Origin of the sequence: Chryseobacterium sp. MMS23-Vi53, from assembly GCF_047651245.1 — a bacterium.
GTDB lineage: Bacteria > Bacteroidota > Bacteroidia > Flavobacteriales > Weeksellaceae > Chryseobacterium.
In genome coordinates this window covers 1471097-1496062 of record NZ_CP180265.1, presented here as the reverse complement: position 1 = coordinate 1496062, position 24966 = coordinate 1471097, and the positions used below count along the sequence as shown (strand labels likewise).

The window sequence follows — 24966 nt, the reverse complement described above, 5'->3', positions numbered from 1 at the left end:
TTTTATCTAAGATAAAAATAGAAGACTGAAAAAACAATCATTCAGTTTGTCATCCTGAAAGGATCTATGCACAAATCTTTAGAGTATTTAGATCCTTTCAGGATGACAAACTTTGTGAAAATTAAGAGTAAAATTATTTAACAGAATTCAAAACCTTTTCAAATTCGAGATCGTGTTTGTCGAGGATATCCTGATCTTTATATTTTATCAACTCATCAATTCGAATTCCGGTTTGTTGAGTTTGTGAATGATCAGGATAGAAAATTCCGTTTCCTGTGAATGGCAAAATGTAATCTCCCGGAAGGTTTACTTTGACGAGATCTCCGTCTGCTCCGGAAGTTTGTTGACCAATTGTTAAAGATTGCGGGAAAATTTTCTGCAGACTCATAGAATACCATTCACTCGCGCTTCTTGTATCCGGGTTTACCAGAATGAAGACTTTTCCTTTGTAAATATGAGTTATTTTGTTTTCAATGCTTGGAAAATAATCGTAATCTTTGTAGACAAAAGTGCCGATATTTTTCGGATTAGGTTTGTAATATTTTCCGAAATAATTTTCTTTTGGTGAAAAATATTTATAAATGTAATGATACACAAAACCGCCCCAATCCGGATAACCTCTCATATCGAAAACGATGACTCTTTTCTGTGAAGCACTATTCAAAATACTGTCCATTTTTGGATCTATTTTATTATCATCAACGTTATTAATAAAGTCCAGAGTTCCATCTGTTTTAAAATATGCAATGTCTTTATCAATCAAACTTCGGTTTTGTATTTTGCGGTTTTTGTTATTAATATAATTGGAAAGAATAGCAACTTGTGATTTTTCCGTTGCACCAATTAATGAGATTTCTGTGGAAATTTCTTTAGAACCTGATTTTACCTTTAAAATTTTCTTTGGAAGATGATCCGGCCAAATCAAATTGTTTTCATATTTTGAAAGAACAAACAACAGTTTTTGATGATTGGAAACAGAAAGTAATTTGCTTTTCTCTTTAATGATTTGCGGAATGCTTTTTCCATTAATTTCCATGATTTTATCACCAACTTTAATCTGTGCTTTAGTACAAATTTCAGGGAAAATAAGATTTGTTACCAGCAAATGATCATCTACAATCTGAAAATCGAATGGTGAATAATAAGAAGAGGAGAATAAAATTTGGTCTCTGTAATTCAATTGGCGGTAAAATTCAAAGGCGTGACTGTCCTGAAATTGCGAAACCGTTTTGGCAAGAACAATCTCAAAATCCTTTCGTGAAGGTGATTTTACAGCTTCGTCTAACAAAATATTAAAGTAAAAATCGAAATTTTTATCCATCAAATATTTGTGCGGAAAAATATAATCTACAATTCCTTGAATTTTTGCCATCGTTAATAATCTGTATCCCAATGGAAGGTTTTCTTCTTTCGGAAACATATATTTTTTCTCGTCGCTTATCGATTGTCCCTCTTTTAAAAGTTCGTAATTAAAGCGATTCTTGTAAATATCATTAAGCAAATTTTTATTTTCTTGACTGATTTTTTTATTCTTTTCAAACCAATCGAAATTTTGATTGACAGAAAGGATGTCTTTTTGATTTTCAATAATGGGTGCTGCAGAAAACTTGGTGTTTAAGTTCTGTGTTAATTGTTTAATAATTTCATTAAAATCCTGTTTTAAATTTATCTTTTCAATATTGATTAAAAACAGACTATCCGCATCCATTTTTCTGCTGGCGAGATCGGGATGATAATATTTAATGAAATTCCATGTTTTAATGAAATCTGAATATTGATTTTTCTGAGCGAAAATAAATTGCTGAAATAAGAAAAATAGTATAAAAATTTTAAGTTTTTTCATAATAATAAGTAATTTTTAAAGATAATATTTATATATCAATAAAAATATTTATTATCATTAATGAAGGAGTCATATTTAAATCAACACATCAAAGCTCATAAATAAAGCAGTTTCGGTCGAATCTTTATATAATTTTGTGTTGATTCCTGTGATGGTAAATCCTGCGTTTTGATAGAATTTTATAGCCGGATAATTGGTGTTTTGAGTTTCCAATTCGACCAATCTGCATTGCAGTTCTCTTGCTTTTCGGTTAATATTTTTGATGAATAATTTTCCGATATTTTGTCCGCGAAATTTTTCAGTGATTAAAATATTTTCAATGAAAAGACTGTTATTCCATTCTCTGTAATCGCAGATCGCCCAGCCGATTAATTCACCATCTTCAAAAGCTCCGAAAGAATTTCCCTGTTGAATAATTTCATTTAAATCAGCAATATCTTCATTATTTGTCTCCCAAATTTTTTTATAATATTGATTTTTTTCTCTGAGATTAAATTCAAAAGAGTTTCCGATTTCGATGGTGGAGACGGCGAAGATTTTATCGGTTTCGTAACCGTTGAAACCCCATTTTAAAGTTGTGTTGGAGCTGAGTTTTTCTAGCTTTTTAATTTCGATCATCAGACAATGAAATATTTATGAATTTAGTACAAAAATCGCTTTTGTCATTCTCAAATTTGTTTGGTGTTGTTTCTTTTATATTATATCTTCTAAGTTCAGCAATCAGTTTGATACCGTTAAATGATTTTACAATATTATAGTTTTTTATTTGGTATTGAAGTGGAATTGACAATTCTGTGTAATCTACTTTATTGTTGTTAAATTTATAATATTTAAAAGAGTTTAATCCGTATGAATATCCAATATCAAAGATCAATTTTCCATTATTTATAATTGTCGGATAATGATGTGAGGAGTAAATTGTTTTATCATTTGTATTGAAAATTAAATAATCATCTATTTCAAATGCTTGAATTTTAAAGATGTAAAAATTATATTCCTTAGAAATTAAGAAAATTTTATATTTATTATTACAAAATGATGTTTCATCCACAATTCCTTGCGAAAATTCTTTAGAATGAATGCAGTGTTCTGTAATTGAATTCGGAAACTTTTTTTGAAATTCTTCATTTAAACTTTTATTTTCAACAACAATTGGACTCTTGCTTTTAGGAATGCTATCCTTTATCAATTCAAAATATCTTTCTTTATTAAAAAATTCAATAGTATTTTTTGTGTTAGATTCAATGCCAAGTGTAAAATCATCACAATTAAAATCTTTGACTATTTGTGCTGATAATTTTAAAGTGATAAAGAGTAATATTATAGTGAATAGAAATATCTTCATCAATTGTTCTAATTTTTAATATTTATCAATAAATGAAGTTACCAAAATTAATTATAATTTCACACACCAAAACTTTCAAAACCCTTAAATTTGTCCTCAATAAAAATTTACTGGATGCTTAGGAAAATTTCTATTGCGGCGGCTACGTTCCTGTCCGTAATGACAATCAATGCACAGAAGAATAAAAATTCTCAGTTAGAAAGACCAAAATTAGTAGTTGGATTGGTGGTAGACCAAATGAGGTGGGATTATCTATACCGTTTTTACAACAAATATGGTAACGACGGCTTCAAAAGGCTTTTGAATACAGGGTATTCTTTAAATAATGTTCATATTCCCTACGTTCCTACGGTGACAGCTTTGGGACATACCTGTATTTATACGGGTTCGGTTCCTGCAATACACGGAATTGCCGGTAACGACTGGACGGATAAAGAAACGGGGCAAAATGTATATTGTACAACAGACGAAAGCGTAAAACCGGTTGGAACAACCAATGCGAAAGTAGGAAGTCACTCTCCAAAAAACCTTTGGTCGACAACAGTTTCAGACGAATTGAGACTGGGTACAAATTTCCAAGGTAAAGTAATTGGAGTTTCATTGAAAGATAGAGCTTCAATTTTACCAGCTGGTCACACGCCAAACGGAGCTTTCTGGTTTGATGATTCTACGGGAGATTTCATTACAAGTACTTGGTACATGAATGATTTGCCACAATGGGTAAAATCCTTCAACTCTCAGAATTTACCGGATAAATTGGTTGCCAATGGTTGGAATACTTTGCTTCCGATCAATCAGTATACGGAAAGTGCACCGGACAATTCTTCTTGGGAAGGCTTGTTGGGAAGTGCCAAAACGCCGACTTTTCCTTACAGCAACTTAGCGGCTGATTATCAGGCTAAAAAAGATAATATCCGTTACACGCCTTTCGGAAATACTTTGACTTTGAAGTTGGCTGAAGCGGCTGTAGAAGGGGAGAAATTGGGTAGTGACGATATTGTGGATATGTTGGCAATTAATTTGGCTTCCACGGATTATGCAGGACATAAATTTGGGCCGAATTCTATTGAGGTTGAAGATGTTTATTTAAGATTGGATCAGGATCTGGCTCAGTTTTTCAATTATTTAGATTCTAAAGTGGGAAAAGGGCAGTACACGGTTTTCCTTTCTGCAGATCACGGTGGAGCGCATTCTGTAGGATTTTTACAGGAGCATAAAATTCCGACAGGTTTCTTTGGAGAGAACAGTCAGAAAGATATTAATCAGAAATTAAAAGATAAATTTGGGGTCGATAAATTAATCAATGCTGTCGATAATTATCAGATTTATTTTGATAGAAAATTACTGAAAGACGATAAAATCGAGTTGGATGATGTTGTAGATTTCACCGTTAAAGAACTGGAAAAAGATCCGACTGTTTTATATGCGGTTTCTGTAACGAAAGTGGCACAGTCTTCTATTCCTGAACCAATTAAACAAAGAATCATCAATGGAATCAACAGACAGAGAAGTGGAGATATTCAGTTGATATCTCACGATTCTATGCTTCCTCCATATTCAAAAACAGGAACAACGCACAGTGTATGGAACTCTTATGATTCTCATATTCCGTTGATTTTCATGGGATGGGGAATTCAGCATGGTGAAAGCAATAAGCAGTATTTTATGACAGATATTGCACCTACAGTTTCTTCACTGCTAAAGATCCAGTTCCCAAGTGGAAATGTTGGAAATCCTATTACGGAAGCGATTGGAAAGTAATTCAATTATAATGTAAAATATAAAATCCTTAACGTTATTGTTAAGGATTTTTTTGTTGATTGAAATTTAATAATAAATTTTTCCATTGTCGATTTTTACCAGTTTGTTTCGCTCCATTTTTTTGATAGTTCGAATGACGGTTTCTATTCTCAAACCCGTAAGAGATGCCAGTTGCTGCCTTGTATATGGGATGGGAAAAGAAAGTTTCTCGCTATAACCAAAATAATTCTTAAGATGATTCATTAAAGTATTAAGTTTGGTTAAAGGATCCTGAAAAGAAAAAGATGCAGAAGTAAGATATCTGTAATGCATTCTGTCGGCTGTGTAAGAGTACAGATTAAAAGTAATTTCCGGATTTCCCCGCAATAGTTCTGTTAATTTTTTTTTCGAGTTTAATGATTTCGCAATCATTAATTGCGATGGCATTAAGTGCATATTTTTTATCATGAAACAGGTAAGTTTCTGCAATACAGTGTCCTTCAAAAGGAATTCCGTGGATAAATTCTTTGCCATCTTCCAGGAAGCTGCTCATTTTTACGGTACCGGATTTTATCTGTAAATAATATCGGGGGATACTGCCTTCTTCAAAGATATATTCGCCGGAATTATAGTTTTGCAGTTCTGCTCCATGAGAAAACAATAGGTTTTCACAGATGATCATAAATAGGGGATTATTAATTAATCATAAAAGTAATAAATAAAGGTATCGACTAAAAACTTATTAATACCACATAGATGCCTCATAAATTTCTTTCTTTAATGATTAAAATGATATAAAAAAAGAAAAACCCGCATTATAAAATGGGGGTTTCATTATGATTAAAATTAATGGGTTTAATTTATTTCTTAATCACCTTAAATGATTTTGATGAACCATTTGAGGTATTTTTTATAACAACCAGATAATTTGCTGTAGGCTTATCAGAGAAAGGAACTTTTAATGTTCTTTCAGAAGTTGTAATTTGGTAGATCATCTGTCCTGCAGCATTGTAAATTTGTACTAAATAATTGTTTTTCCCTGAACCTAAATTTACATTCAATTCATCTTGAACGGGATTTGGATAAACACTTTGAGAATCCTTGCTATCAATTTCATTTACAGGTTTGTCGGTAATACTTTTATTATTTTTTGAGGTCGTAACAGTTTTTCCTGTACAATTTGTGACTTTCCAAACGGTTGTAATGGTTCCTATATTATATCCGGTTGTTCCGTATACAAGAAGTCTTGCTAACTCATCATGGCTCGTATATATTCCTCCTATATTGGAGACCGTTAAAGTGGAAGATTTAGTTCCAGTAAATGTTCCATATCCGGCTATAGTTCCTTCAGTGTAATTGCGCCAAATTCCGTCAGATCCTAAATACTGCCATTGGTAAGATACTGCTTGTGAGGCTTCTACCGGAATGCTTAATGTTCCTCCCACACAGCCTGTAGTTAAAACAGCTGGTTGCTTGGTAATTGATACATTGTCTGCTCTCCAGGTTACTGGATTGGATGCTGCGGTACAGCCTCTTGCTCCGATAGCCAGTAACCTTGATTTTTCAGGATTTACATACGCACCTGAAATATTTGAAATCGTTAATGTAGGAGTTTTTGTTCCTGAGAAAGTAGCATATCCGCTTACGGCTCCTTCGGTATAATTGTTCCAGTTTCCGTTGCTGTCCTGAAATTGCCACTGATAATTTGAAGCACCAGAAGCAGAAGCAGATATTGTTAGGGATCCGTTAACTCCTGTTACCAGCGATACTGGTGGTTGATTCGTAATGGTTACATTATTTATTTGCCATTGTGCGGTATTGGTAGGCTTATATCGACCATTTTTTCCATATACTAACAATCTTGCTTTCTCAATTGTATTTGCATATACTCCTGAAATATTTGAGATTGTTAATGTTTTTGTTTTCGTCCCTGAAAATGTTGCATATCCGGGAATGTTTCCCTCCTGAAAATTAGCCCAGGCTCCATCAGCAGTTTGATATTGCCATTGATAATCAGTTCCTGTCGCTTGAGCACTAAGTTGTACACTTCCTCCCACACAGGTGTAAGTCATCGGCGTCGGTTGACTCTCGATGTTGTAAACATACCAAGTTTGAGGAGTTGAATAAATAATACTTCCATTCGCCTGTGTTATAGCCAATCTAGAGGTATCGGGACTATTTACATAAGCACTTGAAACATTCGATATTGTAAGGGTATTGGTTTTTGTCCCAGAGAAATTACCATAGAATGATGAACCATCATTATAATTCTCCCATCCTGTAGCTGTCTTATATTGCCATTGATAGCCAACTCCTTGAGCCGCAGATTTTAAAGTTATTGATTCTCCTACAAAAGTACTATTTTCAAAATCGGGAATTCCGTTATTATAATTAAATGGATAATAAGAGAAACTGGTTTCTTCATTATTTAATATAAGATCAATCTGTAAATTATAAGGTGAATTAATATTTTCCAGATCACTTACTGGCATACTTGCAGTAAATGTATTTCCAACAGGCTTTACAGACCATGCAACTTTATAATATCCTGCACTTGGCGTAGCAAAAGGATCCTGATAAATATTTACATCAGTCACTGTTCTATTGGATTCAAATGTTCCGGTAACTACCAAATTACCATTGTCAAAAGAAGTATTAAGACTTGTAATTCTTGATGTATTTCCATTTCTATAAGTGCCGCCCGGAGCACTGGAAAATAATTCACTGTTATTCAAAAAAGCACATCCTGCACGATTGATAAATGTAGGTGTAATTGTCCCGATAGTACCATTACCGGCAAACATCAAATTCATACCTTTAGTAGGATCATTATTTTCAGTGATTGTCTGATGAGAATGAGGAAGACCAAGACCATGCCCAAGTTCATGGAGCATCCCGCCGAATCGACTTCTGAGAAAATCGCCTGCCACACCAACAATATTGAGATATTGCAAGTCAAATCCAGGATAGTCAATTGCGAAACAATTTAAGCCTAGCCCAACAAATGCGACATTGGAGTTTGAATTTTTTCCAGCTGTAAAAATTAAAGATCTTGCTGCCGTTTTTTGTGAAGGGTTGTTGGTGAAATAACTATTAACTTCCTGTAGAATATTTGTCATATCCTCATAGGGATAAGAAAGGATAGGACGAGTACCGTGTATGACAATTATTTTAACATTATTCGGATTTGTAGCTTCTTTGTACAGCCCAAAAGTCTTAGGACCAAATCCATTAGCAATCATATTTTGCTTATAAAAATTCTGTGCCCAAATCAACATCTCACTCAGTCTTTTTTTATACGTAGTATCCAACGGAACATCATTCGGAACAAAATAAACTACATTTAAGTTGTAAGGCTGAGTTGAAGTGTAAGTTACATTGTTATAAACACTCGTGTACTGAGCATTCACTTTTGCATTTGCAAAAAGTAGGCAGAAAAGCATGAGTAGCCATCTGCAGATAGTGTTGTTTTTCATCGTATGTGTGTTGTTTTTCGAAATCCAAGTTGGATATCTTTTGCAAATTTCTGGTTTTTTTTCAAAAAATCAAATTAAAAACCAATTTTTTGCATTTTTTTTGTGAAAAAATCAATTTTAAAATAATCTTTATTTGTTGAATAAATCTTGAAATGCAAAAATAAAATCAGCTTAAGCTTGTTTTAAAAATAAATTTAATTAAATTTTGATATTTGGTTGAAAATTTTCTAAAATATCTAAATGTGCTTTCTTTGGGAAAAAATTATCAGGAATGAATCATTTGTTGAATTTCTTTCTGGTATTTTTTGTTTTTGTTTCTAATTTTAAAAATAAATGATAAAAGTACAGCAATAACTAATATTCCGAATCCAACTAAAGCAGCAAGACAATAATGAAAACTATTTTTTATTTCCTCGCTTTTAATTAAAGTTTCTTTATTATGGTTATCTATTGCTTGATTAATAGAGTTAAGCTCATTTTGCTCTCTTTTGAAACGCATTTCAAAATATTTTTTATTGAAAACCTGATACAAATTTTGATTTCCTATGGCTAAATAATTGTCTGCCATTTCCTTATAAATTCCTTCATTCAGAACAAGATCGTTGGTGTTTTGTGAAAGTTCTTCCGCCTTAATCAACATATTCAAGGCATCCTGATTTTTGCGTTTTTGCTTGTAAACTTCCGACATTCCCTTTAGTGCAAAAGCTTCGAGACTTTTCGCCTGATTTTTCCTTGCGTAGTCAATAGATTGTAAAAATGCCTGTTCCGCTTTATCAATTTGGTTAAGATTTAAATAACAATAACCAATATTGTACAAAACCACACTAATATTGGCGTAAGTTCCCGATCTCGGATTTACTTTTTTAAAGCTTTCAATAGACTTTAGAAATTTTTCAAGCGCAATTTCAGAATTAGACTGACTTTTATAGATCATACCACGAATGGCGTAACTACGTGCTGTTTCAATATTTTTTTCAAACAATCCATCAGGAAGTTTTACCAAATATTCATCAGCTTCATTCAGGGTTTCCAGACTTTTGCTGAATAATTCCATTTGTTGGTACTGAATGGCAACAGAAATTAAGACACTTGTTTGTGTTTTAAGGTCATTTGACCTTGTGGCTAATTCTTTGGCTTTTAGAATATATTTTAGTGATTCATCGAAATCACGTTTGGCAATATTTGCTGTAGAAAGAAGCATATAAAGTGAGATTGATTGGTTGATATCTTTCTCCTTTTTAAGCAAATTTTTAGCAATTATGATTGTATGCTCAGGATTGTTGTAAATTTCTTGACGTGCATTTTTCAATAAAGAATCATCCGAAATTTTTTGTCCATATGTTGAAATATGACAGATCACTAATAAGCTTATTAAGATTTTTAATACAAATTTCATGATGTTCTGTTTTTACTGATTTCCTGAATATAAGCATTGGGTGACATTCCTGTTACAGATTTAAAAATCGTTGTAAATGCGCTGTGAGATGAGAATCCTGAGAATTCTGCAAGATAGCTAACCTTATAATTTAGATATGTTGGATCTGTTTTTAATAGATGTGCAATATGATTGATTCTTAATTCATTAATATATCCGTTAAAATTCTTCCCTTTACTATTATTAATAACCTCAGAAAGATATTTTGTATTAACTCCCATTTGAGCAGAAAGCATAGAAAGTGACATGTTTTTACTTAAATATTGATCAGATTCTTCCCATTCTTCCAATTTTTGAAGGATTTCATCTTCTTTTTCTTTTGAAATTTTGTTAGAATCTTTTTCTATGATTTTATCAATTGTAATAATTTTTTCCTCTTTCGGAACATCAATATTTGCAGGAAATGTTTTTTGCTTTTTCTTTTGTTTTTCAAAGAAATCAAATTGTTTTTTTAAGTCTTTGTTTTTGCTTTTTAGGCTTAAGAAATAAATTAATAAACAAATAATAATTAGAGAAAAAATTAAAACTAATGTTCGAAATTTATTAACCTGATTCTGTTTTTGAAATTCAAGACTTTTGTTTTGTGAACTCTCAACCAGTTTTACAATATATCGAATCCCCTCTTTGGTACTGGCGTCGATTTTTGTTCTGATTTCGCTGTATAGTTTATTGTATTTATGGTATTTTTCGTCATTATGAATGGCAAAATAATTTTTAGATAACGATTCATAAATCTTCATTTTTAAATTATTAAAAGGCAGATTCTCGATTTTTGAAAGTCCTTTTTCTAAATTTTCTATTGCTGAATTGTAATCTCCTTTAAAAAAATAGTATTTTGAAAGATTTTCATAAGCTAAAGCTGTTAAAAATGGTTGGTCTTTTTCCTTTTCGAGATCTAAAATTACATTAATTACGATGCCTTTTGCTTCCTCTAATTTATTCTGCCTTAGCAAATATGTAGCCCGGAAAAGTCTATTTTCAATACCAATGATTTTATTTTCCTCATTTTGATTATCAAGAAACTGATTGCTTCTATCAAGATTTTCTAATGCAGATACCGTATTCCTGTTGATTCCAAAATTGAGTGCCTGAAGTTGATAGAGTTTTGCAACAATTATTTTTGTTTTTTTATTGTCACTTTTAAGTAGTTTAATATCACTTAAAAGATTAGAAATAATTCTTTGTGACTGATTATATAAATCCAGATTCTGATACTGGTCTGCCAGATTGTATTCTGTGAACATCTGCATGAAGTAGGAGAGGGTTTCCTTTTCGCCTGATTCTTCTTTTTGGCTCGAAATATTGACCGATTGTACATAATCACCCTTCATTGCATACGCCTGAGAAATGATGTTTCTTAAAACAATTTTATGTTCATTATTTTGATCACTGATCAGAATGCTCAAAGAATAATTGATGCAATCGTCCGGATTTTGATAGATCTTCTGAAAAGCTTTGTCTGCCAAGATGCCGAAGTCAGGACTAGATTGTGCTTTCATAAAAACCGAACACAGCAGAAAAAGCAATATTTGGGTCGTTTTTTTCAACATTCTTTTTTTTAAAAGAACGCTTTTATGTTGATTTTTTTCAATCTTCTTAAAATCTGTCTTCAAAGTAGAGTTTTTGTATGATATTGATTTTTAGTTGTTTAATTTTTTAATTCTTTTAAATTTCACGAATTCTGTAAGTCAAAAGCTTTTGAAAAGGTAAATATAATATTAATATTGTTTCCACCAATTCAAAATATTAAACCAAAGAAAGTATGAAAAAGATTTACCAAACATCATTTAAGATTTTAGCTGCTTATTTCTTGTTCAATGCTTCTGTAATGGATGCTCAATTGACGGTAATGGCAGTTGGAAATTATACAGTAGGAGGTGTATCAGATAACGGTGTGGTAAGTATGCACACCAGCGGAGGAGGAATTTTTAAATGGGATGCGACCAACGGAATTTCTCAGATCGGAGCTCTTACCAATGGATATCCTCAGGCGGGAAGAACGGTGATTTCAAACGACGGGACAAAGATTGCTTCTACGATTACAAACGGAACAACAAGTTTCAATGAAATTGCAACGTACAATGTCGGGAATTCTACATGGACAAATCAGGGAGGACTGGTTCCTACCGGTTGGGACGGAAGTGTAAGTTCTACCTGGGGAATGAGCTCAACAGGAAATGTGATTGTAGGTTTAGGTTGGCTTACTGCAGCCAATGCTCATGCTGTAAAATGGGACGCTGCAAACGGAATGGTGGATCTTGGAAGTATTATTGCGGGAAGAAGTTCAAGAGCAAATGCTGTGAATGCCGATGGAACGGTAATCGTTGGTTGGCAAGACGAAACTGATGGAACGAGAAGCGGTGCAAGATGGGTAAATGGTATAGAAAGCTTTATTACAGATAATAATGGTGATAATGTAGGTGAAGCAGGTGATGTTTCGGCTGATGGAAATACAATAATAGGATCGGCAATGCCAAATCCTTATGTCTGGAACTCAACTTCCGGACTTACATATATAACACATCCAAATTCCTCTGCCTTCTTCAGAGGTGGCGCAACGGGAATTTCCGCGAATGGCGGAACGGTTATTGGCTTTTTTAGACCTTCACCCGGACCGCCAATGGCTGGAGAAGGCTTTATATGGACAGCGGCAGGGGGACGTGTGAATTTAAATGATTATGCAACCGGTTTGGGAATTGCGACCAATGGAGTGACGATGTCTCTTCCACTAGCAATCTCTCAGGATGGAAAAAAGATTGCAGGAATTGGGATGAACTCATCAAGTCAGATTGTGGTGTTTTATCTTGATATCACCCAATATCTTGCAACAAATGAAAGTATTAAAAAAGAAAAAGATATATCTATTTACCCAAATCCGGTGAAAGATATCATTTATATTAAAGGAAAAGAAAAAATTGAAAAGGCAGAAATTTATAATATGGTCGGTCAAAAGGTAAGGACGTTGTCGTCTGTTGAGAGTCAGATTGATGTATCGTCTTTATCCATGGGGAATTATGTGTTACAATTATTTGTGAAAGGGGAAGTTTCACAGAGTTTTAAATTCATAAAACAGTAAAAAATAAAATTAGGCAATACACTTAATGACTTAGACCAAAAACTCGCAGTGCACAACCTGCGAGTTTTGTTTTATAAGATATGGTCTAGTTTTCTTAAACTATATCTGAAATGATTAGATGGATAACTACAACTCTAACCTTCATTGCCGCGACATCCTTTTTGGTTATGAGCAGAGCATAAACTGAAGGTTTAGGACCGAATGTTCAGGAGCCCGTAACTAAAAATATATAGAAGAAGGCGGGATTAAGCTCCCAAAGTTTTGATAAATTAAAATAAAGATTAAAATTATTTTAAAGGAGTAGCTTTTATCTGAATATTGTCATAAGAACCACCTCCGAAAGTTAATTTATAAGCTGTACTACTTGCTCCCCCACCTCTTAAAACGACAGAATATGTTCCGGCAGGTAAATTTAAGGTTGCTCGGGGAGCCATATAAAAGTAACCGCTAATAACAGTTCCTGTGGAAGAGGAATTGGTGTAAGAAAGAGAATTGTTACCAAATCTTGTATTGGTCGTAATTCCAGCCGGAGCATTTGTAAAACTAAAATAAGTAAGTGCCATTTTTACAGCACCATCTGTTAAAGGGTCGTCAGTATTTGTCGTAAAATCTGTTGAAACATTGGCGCTAAATTCTACCAAAGATGGTTTATCCAATACGAAATTGGCCACTGTTGCCAAAACAGATTCGCTGTAAACGCTGTTGCTCGCTATATTTACGGATGTTGTCGGAACTTGATCGGTGATTGTTCCACCCGCAATCATTTTTGTTTCCGAAGCAGAAATTTTTCTCACCCATTGTGTTCCGTCATTATAATATTCTCCGGGATAAACGGGATTTGCTGCCACAGAAGTATTTGTTGCGGTGTTGTAAACCGCCATTCCTGCGACATGAGCGCTGAGGGGAGAAGGATTGTTGGTTGCCAGTAATGCAACTCTTGAAAGTAATAAACCTTTACTACTGCTGCTCAGTTCTAGAACTGCGTTCGAGTTTGGATTTGATACTCCAATTCCTACTTGTGCATACATTTGAAATTGATAGCCCAAAAAGGCTAAAAGAAATAATTGAATTTTTTTCATGTTGTTTTTTTAATGAATTGCAAAAGTATAGATTATTTCCCTTTGGTTTGATTTTTATTGCTTTACTTCAATTGATTTTATGTATAATTATTATTAAAAAACATATTTTATTGTTAATTTGATAATTTTAAAATAATATTTATTTCGTTAATAACAAAAATTTGCAGGAATATATTTTGTGGTAATTAAATTTCATTGAAGTTTTTAATTTAAAATTTATGCTTTTAGTTTAAATAAAAAAGCCGTCACAAATTGACAGCTTTTATAATATTATTTCTTTTAAATTATTCTTCGATATCTTCCTCTTCATCATCGTATTGCTCTAGAAAATAGGTGAATGTAAAAGATTCCTCCAACTCATCTTCTGCATCTTCCAGAGTAATTAAAAGATCTTCGAAAGTTTCTAACTGATCAACAGTCATGTTCACAAATTCGATATGAAGCGGCATTTCCAGCTCACCTGTGATAACGTCAGAAAGTGCATCCAGATTATCTCCAAAATGCTCCGGAAGCGGAAGTTTTTCTTTTACTTGAGCATAGAAATCTTCGTAATCTCCGATGTCTGTAAAATCTATATATATTGTTTTCATAATTTTTTATTTTTAAATCAGTGAGCTTAGGTCATTGCGAGGAGTGAAGCGACGAAGAAATCTCAATTAAAGTCACTCCGGTATAAAGAGTTGTATTATTTTTATTGGTCATACTATAATAAAACCTACCTTCATATTTACTGGATATTTCTTTGTTCCTCACAATGACAATTACTGCTTCTCAAAACTCTTATAATGGTTTTTCGTTAAATAGACATCTCCATTTTTCGTGAAAATAATTCGATCTGCATTTCTGCTTCCACAATGATAATTCACATCTGCTTCAAAATATTTTTCTCCTTGAGGCAACGTTCTTTCTCTGTTATTAAATTTATCTCCACCAATTGCACGTCCTGGTAAAACTTCGCAAAGATTTCCTTTCGAAGGATTCCAGCCCTGTTGCCTGGCTTCGTTTTTTGTGATGTAATAACTAGGAAGCTGATGATTTTGTTTAACATAATTAATCACCGTTTTCTCATTCGTTAACTCATCAATCGATTGTTGAGAAGGAGAACTCCCGGAATCATTTACTGTTCCGTATTCAATAGTAGCTTTATTTATCGAAGCCGGATTTTTGTCTTTAATAAAATTATTATAAACATACATCACAGACATTCCAAAAAGAAGTCCTAAACAGATGAAAAACAGAGATCTTGTTTTACCATTCATAAATTAAAATTTTAAATGTAATAATCTAGCAATTTAACGGTTTACCATTAATTGTTACATTATTACATTGGTAAATTGTTACATTAATTTCTCCATTCCTCCGGAACATCGCAGATCGGAATCGGAACCATTTTATGCTTTGCAGCTTTGTGCATTCTGTCGAAAATTTCAAAAACTTCTTTATCGCGACCTTCGTAATCTTCGGCAGTTTTTGTTCCATATTCTTTCTGAATTTTTTCCAATTCAGGATATGTTGCACCGATTTGATCTTCGTCTGTTCTTTCTGCGTCCCAAAGTCCGTCCGTCGGAATGGCATTTTGAATGCTTTCAATTAAATTTAGGCCTCTTGCCAATTCATAAACCTCAGTTTTGTAAAGATCCGCGATGGGCGACACATCAACACCGCCGTCACCATATTTTGTGTAGAAACCGATTCCGAAATCTTCTACTTTGTTTCCGGTTCCGCAAACCAAAAGCCCGTGAAGCTGACCAAAATAATACAAATTCAACATTCTAAATCTCGATCTTGTATTGGCCAAAGCCAGATTATTGCTCCATCTTCCTTCTACATGATCATGTACAACATTCTCAAAACTTTCGAAAACCGGAGTCAGATTGATTGTTTTTGCCTGTACATTCGGAAATTTTTTCTTTAAATCCTCAATATGATCCTGCGCTCTGTTTACTTGATCTTGTTTTTGACGGATTGGCATTTCCAGAAGCAAAACTTCAAGTCCTGTCATTGCGCAAAGCGTAGAAACCACACCGGAATCTACACCTCCCGAAACTCCAATTACATATCCGTTTACTTTTGCTTTCGTAGCATAATCTTTCAGCCAGCTTACAATATGATCTATTACTTTTTGTGTCTGCATGTTTATATTTTTTAGTCTGTTTTAATTTAGAATGTTCAAAATTAAAGTTTAGTAAGTATTTAAAGAAATTTTTCGCGTTTTAATTCATACCAAAAGCAAATTCCGTCCGGTTCGGTGAATTCGTCTGTCTTTTCGAAACCTAATTTTCTTAAAATATGATTGGAGCCGTCATTCTGGGAGTGAGCATGAGCATAAATGGTATCAATTTTTAAATCATTAAAACCAAAATCAAGAGAAGCTTTTGCAGCTTCCAAAGCATAACCTTTACCCCAAGATTCTGGGAGAAAGCGATAACCGAGATCGTAAACATTTTTATAGCCATTGATCTCTTGGGTTAATAATTTTAATCCGCTCCAGCCAATTAATAAATTACTTTCTTTTTCGATCACGGCTAATCTTCCAATACCATTTTCCTGATATTGTTGCTGAATCATTTTAATAACGTTTTTAGATTCGTTGATATCCGTAAGAACTGGAACACCAATATATTTCATGACTTCTGGGTTAGAATCCATGAGAAACATTCTTTCAAAATCGCTTTCTTCGAATTTTCTTAAAATCAGTCGTTTAGTTTTTATTAACATCTTTTGGTCTTTGAGGAAAACCTCCGGAACTTACTGGAGTAGAGGTATTAATTACTTTTCCTCGCTTAATATTTTGTTCCGTTAAAGGGTTATTATTATAATTTAAAGATTGAAGTTCAGGATTTTGAGAAACATCAAGATTTTTAATTTGATTATCTGCAATATTTAAAGTTGCCAATTTTTTAAGTTGAGTGACATCAATGGATCCCAATCCGTTCGAAGCAATCACCAATTCATTGATAGCAGGTGTGTTTTTCAAAGAAATGCCCGTCAATTTATTTCCCGTTAGATACAAAGAAGTTAAATTTTTAAGATTTTCTGCTTTAAATGTTAACAAATTACATGCTTCACAAGAAAAAAGTGTAAGATAATCGAGGTCTTTCAAATCAACACCAATTAAAATAGAACCATCTAAAACGACAGTCTGTACATTTTTAAAAAGATTAATATCTTCCGCAGATCTTACCTGTATTTTGTTGGATACGAATAAATTAACAACTCTGTCTGCTTCGGATTTATCAATTGCGCCGTCTTTATTAATATCATAATTAGCAAGAACGGCTTTCTCGAAATTTTTATCGGTAAATTTTAAATTTTGCGCGCTGAAAAGGGACACAGCGAACAAGGAACAAAGGATTGTAATTATTTTCTTTTTCATCATTAAATTATCTTTAATTCATTATTTTTGTAAACTTTAATTTCATGTAAAAATATGAAGATTTTCAAAATTACTGCGCTTTCTTTAGTATTAGTTTTGGGTTTAAATTCTTGTAAAAAAGAATCTCAAAATCAATGGAAGGTTGAAGTCAAAAACCCTGCCGAAAAGGTTGAGATCACAGATATTTCAAAAGAATTTTATGATCAGAATGTTCCTTTGGAGCAATTTAAAGCCCGGTTTCCATGGTTTCAGGGAACAGTTTCTGACGCGGATTTCGGAAAAAGAAGAGTAGATTCGAAAGAAGTTTCTGTTTATAAAGAAGCAATCGGGAAGATAGATCAAAAAAAACTTCAGAGTGATCTTCAGGATTTGTTTTCACATATCAAGTTTTATTTCCCGAAATTCAAAAGTCCGAAAGTATTTTTGTTTTCATCGGCTTTACAGATGGTGCAGGATCCTATTTTTTATGATGAAAAAGGAAATCTCTTGTTCATCGATATCACTGGCTTTATGGGAGAGGGAAATCCGAATTATAAAGGTTTGGAAATGTATTTCCAGAAGTCTATGAATCCGAATAATATTGTCCCGAAAGTGTCACAAATTTTTGCGGAAGGAATCGTAAAAGAATCTCCAGATCATCAAAAATTCATCGATATGATGATTCTGAATGGAAAAATAATGATGCTTCAAGACGCATTTTTACCGGATTATCCAGAGTATTTAAAAATTAATTATACTCAAAAACAATACGAATGGGCGGTTTCCAACGAAGCGAATATCTGGAATTATTTTGTTGAAAATAATCTTCTTTTCGGAGACGACCATAGATTGGAAGACCGTTTTCTTTCTCCTGGTCCGTTTTCAAAATTTTATACTGAAATTGATAACGAATCCTCACCACAAATCGGAATTTTCACAGGGTGGCAGATTTGTAAGGCTTATTTCAAGCAAAAGCCGGATACAAAGTTGCTGGATTTCTTGAAAATGGATGCAACGGTTATTTTTAATCAATCAGGATATAAGCCGAAGTTGGCAGAATAATAGTCTCGAAGAAAGTTTTAAAATTAGAATTAAGCTATAGGCAATAAGCAAAAAGCCAACAGCTAAAAATAGAATTAGAAATAAATAGAAAGTTATGAGAAAAACTCAGATTACGATAGATGTAGAATTGGATGAAAACCACATCCCGGAAACAATGACTTGGAATGCTCAGGATGGTGGAGTTGAAAAAGAAGAAACGAAGGCTGTAATGATTTCCGTTTGGGACGAAAAAAATATGGAAGCCCTAAGAATAGATCTTTGGACAAAAGAAATGCCTGTTGACCAAATGAAAATGTTCATGCATCAGATTTTCGTTTCTCTAGGAAACACTTATCAAAGAGCAACAGGAGAGGAAGATGTGGCACAATGGATCGAGCAAATGGCTGAGGAATTTGCGATAAAATCTGCAATAAAAATGTAAATAATAAATGTAACAATGTATCAGTCTAACAATGTATCAATCATTGGTAAACTGGTAAATTATTATATTGGTAAATTATACAAATTATGAATTTTAATACAAAAGTTATTCACGGAGGACAACACCACGAATCTGCAACAGGTTCTGTGAACGTTCCTGTATTTTTAACGTCTACATTCGCACAAAAATCTCCGGGGGTACATTCCGGTTACGAATATTCAAGAGCGGCAAACCCTACAAGACAGGCTTTGGAAGACTCTTTGGCAAGCATCGAAAACGGAGCAAGAGGTCTGGCTTTTGGTTCTGGTTTGGCTGCTATCGACTGTGTTTTAAAATTATTAAATCCTGGTGATGAGGTAATTGCAGTTGATGATTTATACGGTGGAACTTATAGAATGTTCACGAGACTTTTCGAAAAATATCAATTGAAATTTACATTCGTGAATTTTGATGATGTTTCTAAAATTGCCGATGTCATTACAGATAAAACTAAATTAATCTGGGTGGAAACTCCAACAAACCCGTTAATGAAATTAGTTGATATTAAAGCGGTTGTAGAAATTGCAAAAGGAAAAGATATCTTGGTTGCAGTTGATAATACTTTTGCAACGCCATATCTTCAAAGACCAATCGATTTGGGAGCGGATATCGTAATGCATTCCGCTACAAAATATTTAGGAGGTCACTCTGATGTTATCGCGGGAGCTTTGGTGGCAAAAGATGCAGAATTGGGAGAAAAACTTCACTTTATTCAGTTTGCGAGTGGTGGAATTTTAGGACCTCACGATTCTTATTTGGTGTTGAGAGGAATTAAAACTTTGGCGTTAAGAGTTCAGAGACATTCAGAAAATGGAATGGCTGTGGCAAAATATCTTGAGACTCATCCTGCAGTTGCTCAAGTGATTTATCCGGGATTAGAATCTCACCCACAATACGAATTGGCAAAATCTCAGATGAAAGATTTCGGAGGAATGGTTTCTTTCACTTTCAAATCGGGGAAAAAAGAAGACGCGATCAAGTTTTTAGAAAAAGTAAAAGTTTTCACTTTGGCTGAATCTTTGGGTGGAGTGGAATCTTTGGCCAATCACCCTGCGTTGATGACTCATGCTTCCATCCCAGCTGAAAAACGTGCTGAACTTGGGATTACCGACGATTTAGTTCGTTTAAGTGTTGGAATCGAGGATGCAGAAGATCTGATTGCAGATTTGGAAAGAGCTTTTTCTTAATAGAATAAATCTTAGCGAGCTTAGTTAAGTGAAACGCCTTTGCGAACTTAAAAACGTATAGTAGTCAAAAAATCTTTGCGAACTTTGCGTTAAAAAATTAGCTTTAAAGAATTATTTAAAAATAACCATAATGAGAAAGATTCAGATTTTATTGTTATTCATTTTAAGTCAAATTGCATATTCTCAGGTAAAAAATACCGATGAATTATCCAAAACAGCGAAAAAATTAGACAGTCTGATATTTGATATCGGATTTAACAAATGTGACCTTTCTCATTATGATTCTATCATCAGCGATGATTTAGAATTCTACCACGACAAAGGTGGGATTACTTCTGGAAAAGCGGCTTTTACAGCTTCCATTAAAAATAATATTTGTGGCGGACCCAATAAAGTAAAACGTGAACTGGTTCCCAACAGCATGAAAGTATATCCCTTGTACAACAACAATGTTTTATATGCTTTTATTCAGGAAGGAGAGCACGATTTTGCTGAATTTTACAAAGGAAAATGGAATAAAGGAAGCCGCGCAAAATTTACCATTCTCTGGATACTAGACGGAAAAGACTGGAAAATGAAACGTGTCCTAAGCTATGATCATCACTTATAATTAACTATGAAAAATACAAGAAAAGCAACCATTCAGGATATACAACAATTGTCCGAATTGTTCGATCAATACAGAGTTTTTTACCATAAAAGTTCTGATATTCCTGCCGCAGAAAAATTTCTAACGGAAAGAATCAAAAACAACGATTCTGAAATTTTTGTTGCCGAAAATGAAGGGAAATTGGTTGGCTTTGTTCAGTTATATCCATTGTTTTCATCCACAAGAATACAGCGTTATTGGTTGTTGAACGATTTATATGTGAATGAAAATTATCGTGGAAAAGGCTTTTCAAAAGAATTGATTGAAGAATCTAAAGAACTGGCAAAATTTACCGATGCAGCCGGAATTCTTCTTGAAACAGGAAAATCCAACGATATTGGAAACAAACTATATCCTGCTTGCGGTTTCGAAATTTACGATGAGGTGAATTTCTACGAATGGACGAATAAATAAATTAATGTAACAATGTAATAATTTAACAGTTTACCAATATTGTTACATTATTAGACTGATAAATTGTTAAATTTAAAAAATTATGACTGACTTTCAAAAATACGTTCAAAGATATTTAGACAATATTCCATCAGAGAATTGGCTGGAAGAATTAAAAAAATCGGGTGAAAAAACCGTTGAAATCTATTCTAAACTTACAGAAGAACAATCAATTTTTGCTTATGCAGAAGGAAAATGGACTTTGAAAGAGTTGCTTTTGCATTTATCGGATACAGAAAGAGTTTTTCAATACAGAATTTTAGCTTTCGCAAGAGCAGATAAAAATGAACTGCCAGGTTTTGATGAGGAATTGTATGCAGATCAATCTTTTGCCAATGAAAGAAGTTTGACTTCTTTGTTGGAGGAATATCAACTGGTGAGAAAATCTTCTCAGATTTTATTAGAAACCGCAAATTCATCAGCTTTAAAAAATATTGGAATAGCTAATGGAAATCAAATTTCTGCCGAAACAATAGGAAAGCTGATTGTAGGTCACAATATTCACCATTTGAATATTATTGAGGAAAGATATTTGCCGAAGTTGCGATGAGACAGGTAAAAAATAAATTAATTTTAATTAGCTTATTAATTTTTATAGCTTCTCTTTTCTTTGATGCTTTCAAGGTTGAAGATATGGGGAAAATAACTAATTTTCAATCGTATGCAGTTGCTCTTATGGGAGTTATAAGCTTTCTGGGAGGTGGTATTTTTGAATTTTTTGTTTGGACAGCAAATTGCTGGTTTTTTCTTGCTATTTTATTTGTTTTTTGGAGAAAGTATTTAATTTCTTTTTTATTAGGATTAATTGCGTTACTTGTTTCGAGTTCTTTTATTTTGTGGCATCAGATTTTAGTTTCGGAAAGTGGAAGAACAGCAGAAATTCAAAGCTTAGAAATCGGATATTTTTTATGGCTGGCTTCAATTTTATTTGTAACGTTTTCTTCAGTTTATTTGAAAATTACAGAGAAAAAAATGCGTAGTTTAAAGAATTTAGATATTGAAAAAAGTATTGAAACAAGAAAACTAATTTGTGAAGAAGGTTGGTTTGATAGATTAGATACTTTTACAAATTATTTTATGTTTCTTAGTTTCATGCTTCCTGCAATTTTCGGTTTAAAAGATATTAAACCATCTGCAAACAGTGATTTTGAATATTTTTTTTATATCTGCTCATTTCTCTTTGGATTATATGGACTTTATTGCAAATTCACAGAAAAGAATTTAAAGGAAATCAAATTCAATATTCATAAGGAAGAAGCAAAAAGAAGAATTCTTGAATATGGAAAAAAATATAATTATAGAATTTCTAAAATTTCAAATAATTGTATTTTTCTTAATGAACCAACAGATAGCTTTAGTTTTGGGAATCATGAAACAACAACGATGATTTTTTTTAAAGATCAATCTATTTTGTATACTTTAATCAAGGATGCTTCAAGACTGAATGTACCCGTTTTAATATCTCAACATATTATTCGAAATGATTTAAAAAGATTATTGAGTTTGAAAAAAATCGAAACAAACAGGAAAAGAAGCTATTTTAGTTTATTCTTTTTTAAAGATTAATTTTATTTATTATGGAAAATATCATAGAAATACTAAAATCAGGCGGAACAATTTTATATCCTACAGACACAATCTGGGGAATTGGTTGTGATGCCACAAATATAGAAGCAGTCAACAAAATATTTGACATCAAAAAACGTGAGAAAAACAAATCCATGATCATTTTGGTGGAATCTGAAAAGAGGTTACAGGATTTGGTGGACGTTCCAGAAATGGCTTGGGAAATCATCGATTTGAGTGAAAAACCGGTTACGATCGTTTACGAAAACCCAAGAGATTTACCAAAAGAATTATTGGCAGAAGACGGAAGTATAGGAATTCGTTTGGTAAAAAATGATTTTTGTAAAAAATTAATTACAAAATTAAATAAGCCATTGGTTTCAACTTCCGCAAATTTCAGTGGAGAAAAAAGTCCGTTGAAATTCTCGGATATTTCCCCTGAAATGATCGATTTGGTAGATTATGCTGTGGAAGAGAACAGGGAAGCGGTTTCAAAATATTCCGGTTCTTCGGTGATCAAAATCTGGAGCGATAACAGAATAAAAGTTCTTCGCGAGTAAAAGAAAAGATTTTAATTATCTTTGCAAAACCATTTAACCATTAAGAAGTCGGAAATTTAATTTTTTAAACTTAAAATCTGATTTCTTAGTGGTTTTACATTAGATATAAGTTAACAATTATAAAACATATAGTTGTAAGTCTAATATCTAGCATCTAATATTTAACATCTATAAAAAAATGTTCATCAATTTAAATCAAAATAAAAATCTTAAACTTTTCAAAATAATTTCTGATGTTGCAGCCAGAAATAATCAGTCTGTTTATATTGTTGGCGGCTATGTAAGGGATTTGCTGATGAAAAGAAAAGCTTCAACGGATATTGATTTTGTTACTGAACAAAGCGGAATTGAACTGGCACAAAATGTAGGAAAAGAAATCGATCCGAAAATGAAGGTTTCTGTTTTTAAAACCTACGGAACGGCGATGATTAAATATAAAGATCTTGAACTCGAATTTGTCGGTGCAAGAAAGGAAAGTTATACCGAAGACAGCCGAAAACCAGAAGTGGAAGGTGGAACAATTGAAGATGATCAAAAAAGAAGAGATTTCACGGTGAATGCGATGGCGATTTCTTTAAACAAAGATAATTTTGGAGAATTGATCGATCCATTTAACGGAATTGATGATTTGGAAAAAGGTATTTTGAGAACACCTTTGGAACCTGCTCAAACGTATTCCGATGATCCTTTGAGAATGATGAGGGCGATTCGTTTTGCTTCGACATTGCAGTTTCAGATTGAAGAAAATTCTTTGGAAGCGATTAAACAGGAAGCAGAAAGAATCAAGATTGTTTCGATGGAAAGAATTATGGTTGAATTCAATAAAATAATGCTTTCGAAAAAGCCTTCGATTGGTTTAAAATTAATGGAACAGACAGGTTTAATGAAATTAATTATTCCTGAATTAATTGATCTAAAAGGTGTAGAAGAAGTTGAAGGACAAACCCATAAAGACAATTTCTATCACACGTTGGAAGTTGTTGATAATATTTCTGAAAATACAGATAATCTGTGGCTCCGTTGGTCGGCTTTACTACACGATATCGGAAAAGCTCCGACAAAAAAATTCGTTGAGGGTACAGGATGGACGTTCCATGGACATGAATTTTTAGGTTCGAAAATGGTAAAGTCATTATTCCAAAGATTGAAATTGCCTCTAGGGCCAGATATGAAATATGTTCAGAAGATGGTGAAGTTATCATCACGTCCAATTGCTTTGATCACGGATGATGCTTCGGATTCTGCTTTAAGAAGGTTGCTTTTTGATGCTGGAGAAGATTTAGAAGCTCTTTTCACGCTTTGTAAAGCCGATATCACAACGAAAAATTCCAAAAAACAGGAAAAATTCAAGAAGAATTTTGAATATGTTGCTGTAAAAATAAAAGAAGTTGAAGAAAAAGATCAGGTAAGAAATTTCCAGCCGCCGATTTCCGGTGAAGAAATTATGGAAATGTTTAATCTAAAACCAGGACGTGAAATCGGAATTTTGAAAGAAAAAGTAAAAGAAGCCATTTTGGAAGGCGAGATTGGAAATAATAGTGAAGAAGCTAGAAATTTTGTGATCACGGAAGCAGAAAAATTGGGTTTAACTTTAGCTTAAAACTTAAATTTAAAATAAATAAAAAAGCAATGGATTTCTATCCGTTGCTTTTTTATGATTAAAATACAACTTATAATAAA

The 24966-nt window shown here is 33.0% G+C and carries 25 protein-coding genes; 11 read left to right on the top strand and 14 right to left on the bottom strand.

Annotated elements, in window-relative coordinates; genetic code table 11:
• Positions 1 to 133 precede the first annotated feature (133 nt).
• The 3 genes from ACKX2A_RS06615 to ACKX2A_RS06605 all read right to left on the bottom strand — a co-directional run bounded on the left by ACKX2A_RS06615 (position 134) and on the right by ACKX2A_RS06605 (position 3188).
• Positions 134 to 1843: a S41 family peptidase gene (locus ACKX2A_RS06615; RefSeq protein ID WP_415328513.1), complete on the bottom strand. Its 1710-nt coding sequence runs from the start codon at positions 1841 to 1843 to the stop codon at positions 134 to 136.
• Positions 1844 to 1918: 75 nt separating this feature from the next.
• A complete protein-coding gene (locus ACKX2A_RS06610) occupies positions 1919 to 2461 on the bottom strand; it encodes a GNAT family N-acetyltransferase (RefSeq protein WP_415328511.1) in 543 nt (180 codons plus the stop codon).
• A complete protein-coding gene (locus ACKX2A_RS06605) occupies positions 2448 to 3188 on the bottom strand; it encodes a hypothetical protein (RefSeq protein ID WP_415328510.1) in 741 nt (246 codons plus the stop codon). The genes ACKX2A_RS06610 and ACKX2A_RS06605 overlap by 14 nt, the downstream gene beginning before the upstream one ends.
• Before the next feature lie 114 nt (positions 3189 to 3302).
• Here ACKX2A_RS06605 and pafA point away from each other — a divergent pair, with 114 nt between their 5' ends.
• Entirely contained in the window at positions 3303 to 4949 is a 1647-nt protein-coding gene (gene pafA, locus ACKX2A_RS06600) for an alkaline phosphatase PafA (RefSeq protein WP_415328508.1), read from the top strand.
• A gap of 66 nt (positions 4950 to 5015) precedes the next feature.
• On the opposite strand, the gene ACKX2A_RS06595 is transcribed toward pafA, so the two are convergent.
• The 5 genes from ACKX2A_RS06595 to ACKX2A_RS06575 all read right to left on the bottom strand — a co-directional run bounded on the left by ACKX2A_RS06595 (position 5016) and on the right by ACKX2A_RS06575 (position 11389).
• The gene (locus tag ACKX2A_RS06595) at positions 5016 to 5261 is read right to left on the bottom strand and encodes a helix-turn-helix domain-containing protein (protein WP_415328506.1); all 246 of its coding nucleotides are present in this window, start codon (positions 5259 to 5261) and stop codon (positions 5016 to 5018) included.
• 25 nt (positions 5262 to 5286) lie between these two features.
• The gene (locus tag ACKX2A_RS06590; RefSeq protein WP_415328504.1) at positions 5287 to 5610 is read right to left on the bottom strand and encodes a Crp/Fnr family transcriptional regulator; all 324 of its coding nucleotides are present in this window, start codon (positions 5608 to 5610) and stop codon (positions 5287 to 5289) included.
• Positions 5611 to 5788: 178 nt separating this feature from the next.
• On the bottom strand, positions 5789 to 8404 hold the full coding sequence (locus ACKX2A_RS06585; RefSeq protein WP_415328502.1) for a T9SS type A sorting domain-containing protein: 2616 nt from the start codon (positions 8402 to 8404) through the stop codon (positions 5789 to 5791).
• Between the two features lie 265 nt (positions 8405 to 8669).
• Positions 8670 to 9800, bottom strand: a complete 1131-nt coding sequence (locus ACKX2A_RS06580; RefSeq protein WP_415328500.1) for a hypothetical protein — start codon at positions 9798 to 9800, stop codon at positions 8670 to 8672.
• Positions 9797 to 11389 carry a helix-turn-helix domain-containing protein gene (locus tag ACKX2A_RS06575; RefSeq protein WP_415328499.1) on the bottom strand — a complete coding sequence of 531 codons (1593 nt, stop codon included), beginning with the start codon at positions 11387 to 11389 and terminating at the stop codon, positions 9797 to 9799. The genes ACKX2A_RS06580 and ACKX2A_RS06575 overlap by 4 nt, the downstream gene beginning before the upstream one ends.
• A 212-nt stretch (positions 11390 to 11601) precedes the next feature.
• Between ACKX2A_RS06575 and ACKX2A_RS06570 the strand changes: the two genes are divergently transcribed.
• The gene (locus ACKX2A_RS06570; RefSeq protein ID WP_415328497.1) at positions 11602 to 12915 is read left to right on the top strand and encodes a T9SS type A sorting domain-containing protein; all 1314 of its coding nucleotides are present in this window, start codon (positions 11602 to 11604) and stop codon (positions 12913 to 12915) included.
• 287 nt (positions 12916 to 13202) lie between these two features.
• On the opposite strand, the gene ACKX2A_RS06565 is transcribed toward ACKX2A_RS06570, so the two are convergent.
• The 6 genes from ACKX2A_RS06565 to ACKX2A_RS06540 all read right to left on the bottom strand — a co-directional run bounded on the left by ACKX2A_RS06565 (position 13203) and on the right by ACKX2A_RS06540 (position 17373).
• A complete protein-coding gene (locus ACKX2A_RS06565) occupies positions 13203 to 13994 on the bottom strand; it encodes a hypothetical protein (RefSeq protein ID WP_415328496.1) in 792 nt (263 codons plus the stop codon).
• 284 nt (positions 13995 to 14278) lie between these two features.
• A complete protein-coding gene (locus ACKX2A_RS06560; RefSeq protein WP_415328494.1) occupies positions 14279 to 14584 on the bottom strand; it encodes a barstar family protein in 306 nt (101 codons plus the stop codon).
• Positions 14585 to 14755: 171 nt separating this feature from the next.
• Positions 14756 to 15253: a ribonuclease domain-containing protein gene (locus ACKX2A_RS06555; RefSeq protein WP_415328492.1), complete on the bottom strand. Its 498-nt coding sequence runs from the start codon at positions 15251 to 15253 to the stop codon at positions 14756 to 14758.
• Positions 15254 to 15336: 83 nt separating this feature from the next.
• A complete protein-coding gene (nadE, locus tag ACKX2A_RS06550; RefSeq protein ID WP_415328490.1) occupies positions 15337 to 16128 on the bottom strand; it encodes an NAD(+) synthase in 792 nt (263 codons plus the stop codon).
• A gap of 59 nt (positions 16129 to 16187) precedes the next feature.
• Positions 16188 to 16643 carry a GNAT family N-acetyltransferase gene (locus tag ACKX2A_RS06545; RefSeq protein ID WP_415328488.1) on the bottom strand — a complete coding sequence of 152 codons (456 nt, stop codon included), beginning with the start codon at positions 16641 to 16643 and terminating at the stop codon, positions 16188 to 16190.
• A 52-nt stretch (positions 16644 to 16695) separates the two neighbouring features.
• Positions 16696 to 17373 carry a leucine-rich repeat domain-containing protein gene (locus ACKX2A_RS06540; RefSeq protein ID WP_415328487.1) on the bottom strand — a complete coding sequence of 226 codons (678 nt, stop codon included), beginning with the start codon at positions 17371 to 17373 and terminating at the stop codon, positions 16696 to 16698.
• A gap of 51 nt (positions 17374 to 17424) precedes the next feature.
• Here ACKX2A_RS06540 and ACKX2A_RS06535 point away from each other — a divergent pair, with 51 nt between their 5' ends.
• From ACKX2A_RS06535 to ACKX2A_RS06495, 9 genes are all read left to right on the top strand, one after another.
• Positions 17425 to 18411, top strand: coding sequence for a gliding motility protein GldB (locus ACKX2A_RS06535; RefSeq protein ID WP_415328486.1), 987 nt, complete (start codon positions 17425 to 17427; stop codon positions 18409 to 18411).
• Positions 18412 to 18505: 94 nt separating this feature from the next.
• Positions 18506 to 18832 carry a gliding motility protein GldC gene (gene gldC / locus ACKX2A_RS06530; RefSeq protein WP_072958851.1) on the top strand — a complete coding sequence of 109 codons (327 nt, stop codon included), beginning with the start codon at positions 18506 to 18508 and terminating at the stop codon, positions 18830 to 18832.
• Between the two features lie 86 nt (positions 18833 to 18918).
• Positions 18919 to 20058 carry a cystathionine gamma-synthase gene (locus ACKX2A_RS06525; RefSeq protein WP_415328485.1) on the top strand — a complete coding sequence of 380 codons (1140 nt, stop codon included), beginning with the start codon at positions 18919 to 18921 and terminating at the stop codon, positions 20056 to 20058.
• A gap of 130 nt (positions 20059 to 20188) precedes the next feature.
• On the top strand, positions 20189 to 20668 hold the full coding sequence (locus tag ACKX2A_RS06520) for a nuclear transport factor 2 family protein (RefSeq protein WP_415328484.1): 480 nt from the start codon (positions 20189 to 20191) through the stop codon (positions 20666 to 20668).
• A 6-nt stretch (positions 20669 to 20674) separates the two neighbouring features.
• Positions 20675 to 21121: a GNAT family N-acetyltransferase gene (locus tag ACKX2A_RS06515; protein WP_415328482.1), complete on the top strand. Its 447-nt coding sequence runs from the start codon at positions 20675 to 20677 to the stop codon at positions 21119 to 21121.
• A gap of 82 nt (positions 21122 to 21203) precedes the next feature.
• Positions 21204 to 21710: a DinB family protein gene (locus tag ACKX2A_RS06510; protein WP_415328480.1), complete on the top strand. Its 507-nt coding sequence runs from the start codon at positions 21204 to 21206 to the stop codon at positions 21708 to 21710.
• Between the two features lie 83 nt (positions 21711 to 21793).
• Positions 21794 to 22726 carry a hypothetical protein gene (locus ACKX2A_RS06505; protein ID WP_415328479.1) on the top strand — a complete coding sequence of 311 codons (933 nt, stop codon included), beginning with the start codon at positions 21794 to 21796 and terminating at the stop codon, positions 22724 to 22726.
• 11 nt (positions 22727 to 22737) lie between these two features.
• Entirely contained in the window at positions 22738 to 23286 is a 549-nt protein-coding gene (locus tag ACKX2A_RS06500; protein ID WP_415328477.1) for an L-threonylcarbamoyladenylate synthase, read from the top strand.
• A 178-nt stretch (positions 23287 to 23464) separates the two neighbouring features.
• On the top strand, positions 23465 to 24886 hold the full coding sequence (locus ACKX2A_RS06495) for a CCA tRNA nucleotidyltransferase (RefSeq protein ID WP_415328475.1): 1422 nt from the start codon (positions 23465 to 23467) through the stop codon (positions 24884 to 24886).
• Positions 24887 to 24966: the final 80 nt, after the last annotated feature.

Bases quoted from the DNA above. Each gene is read 5' to 3' on its own strand.
- ACKX2A_RS06615 (WP_415328513.1), bottom strand. From the start codon at position 1,843: ATGAAAAAACTTAAAATTTTTATACTATTTTTCTTATTTCAGCAATTT.
- ACKX2A_RS06535 (WP_415328486.1), top strand. From the start codon at position 17,425: ATGAAGATTTTCAAAATTACTGCGCTTTCTTTAGTATTAGTTTTGGGT.
- ACKX2A_RS06560 (WP_415328494.1), bottom strand. From the start codon at position 14,584: ATGAAAACAATATATATAGATTTTACAGACATCGGAGATTACGAAGAT.
- ACKX2A_RS06605 (WP_415328510.1), bottom strand. From the start codon at position 3,188: ATGAAGATATTTCTATTCACTATAATATTACTCTTTATCACTTTAAAA.
- ACKX2A_RS06610 (WP_415328511.1), bottom strand. From the start codon at position 2,461: ATGATCGAAATTAAAAAGCTAGAAAAACTCAGCTCCAACACAACTTTA.
- ACKX2A_RS06590 (WP_415328504.1), bottom strand. From the start codon at position 5,610: ATGATCATCTGTGAAAACCTATTGTTTTCTCATGGAGCAGAACTGCAA.
- ACKX2A_RS06515 (WP_415328482.1), top strand. From the start codon at position 20,675: ATGAAAAATACAAGAAAAGCAACCATTCAGGATATACAACAATTGTCC.
- ACKX2A_RS06505 (WP_415328479.1), top strand. From the start codon at position 21,794: ATGGGGAAAATAACTAATTTTCAATCGTATGCAGTTGCTCTTATGGGA.
- ACKX2A_RS06495 (WP_415328475.1), top strand. From the start codon at position 23,465: ATGTTCATCAATTTAAATCAAAATAAAAATCTTAAACTTTTCAAAATA.
- gldC (WP_072958851.1), top strand. From the start codon at position 18,506: ATGAGAAAAACTCAGATTACGATAGATGTAGAATTGGATGAAAACCAC.
- pafA (WP_415328508.1), top strand. From the start codon at position 3,303: ATGCTTAGGAAAATTTCTATTGCGGCGGCTACGTTCCTGTCCGTAATG.
- ACKX2A_RS06575 (WP_415328499.1), bottom strand. From the start codon at position 11,389: ATGTTGAAAAAAACGACCCAAATATTGCTTTTTCTGCTGTGTTCGGTT.
- ACKX2A_RS06595 (WP_415328506.1), bottom strand. From the start codon at position 5,261: ATGCATTACAGATATCTTACTTCTGCATCTTTTTCTTTTCAGGATCCT.
- ACKX2A_RS06520 (WP_415328484.1), top strand. From the start codon at position 20,189: ATGAGAAAGATTCAGATTTTATTGTTATTCATTTTAAGTCAAATTGCA.
- ACKX2A_RS06510 (WP_415328480.1), top strand. From the start codon at position 21,204: ATGACTGACTTTCAAAAATACGTTCAAAGATATTTAGACAATATTCCA.
- ACKX2A_RS06580 (WP_415328500.1), bottom strand. From the start codon at position 9,800: ATGAAATTTGTATTAAAAATCTTAATAAGCTTATTAGTGATCTGTCAT.
- ACKX2A_RS06525 (WP_415328485.1), top strand. From the start codon at position 18,919: ATGAATTTTAATACAAAAGTTATTCACGGAGGACAACACCACGAATCT.
- ACKX2A_RS06500 (WP_415328477.1), top strand. From the start codon at position 22,738: ATGGAAAATATCATAGAAATACTAAAATCAGGCGGAACAATTTTATAT.
- ACKX2A_RS06570 (WP_415328497.1), top strand. From the start codon at position 11,602: ATGAAAAAGATTTACCAAACATCATTTAAGATTTTAGCTGCTTATTTC.
- ACKX2A_RS06555 (WP_415328492.1), bottom strand. From the start codon at position 15,253: ATGAATGGTAAAACAAGATCTCTGTTTTTCATCTGTTTAGGACTTCTT.
- ACKX2A_RS06585 (WP_415328502.1), bottom strand. From the start codon at position 8,404: ATGAAAAACAACACTATCTGCAGATGGCTACTCATGCTTTTCTGCCTA.
- ACKX2A_RS06545 (WP_415328488.1), bottom strand. From the start codon at position 16,643: ATGGATTCTAACCCAGAAGTCATGAAATATATTGGTGTTCCAGTTCTT.
- ACKX2A_RS06540 (WP_415328487.1), bottom strand. From the start codon at position 17,373: ATGATGAAAAAGAAAATAATTACAATCCTTTGTTCCTTGTTCGCTGTG.
- nadE (WP_415328490.1), bottom strand. From the start codon at position 16,128: ATGCAGACACAAAAAGTAATAGATCATATTGTAAGCTGGCTGAAAGAT.
- ACKX2A_RS06565 (WP_415328496.1), bottom strand. From the start codon at position 13,994: ATGAAAAAAATTCAATTATTTCTTTTAGCCTTTTTGGGCTATCAATTT.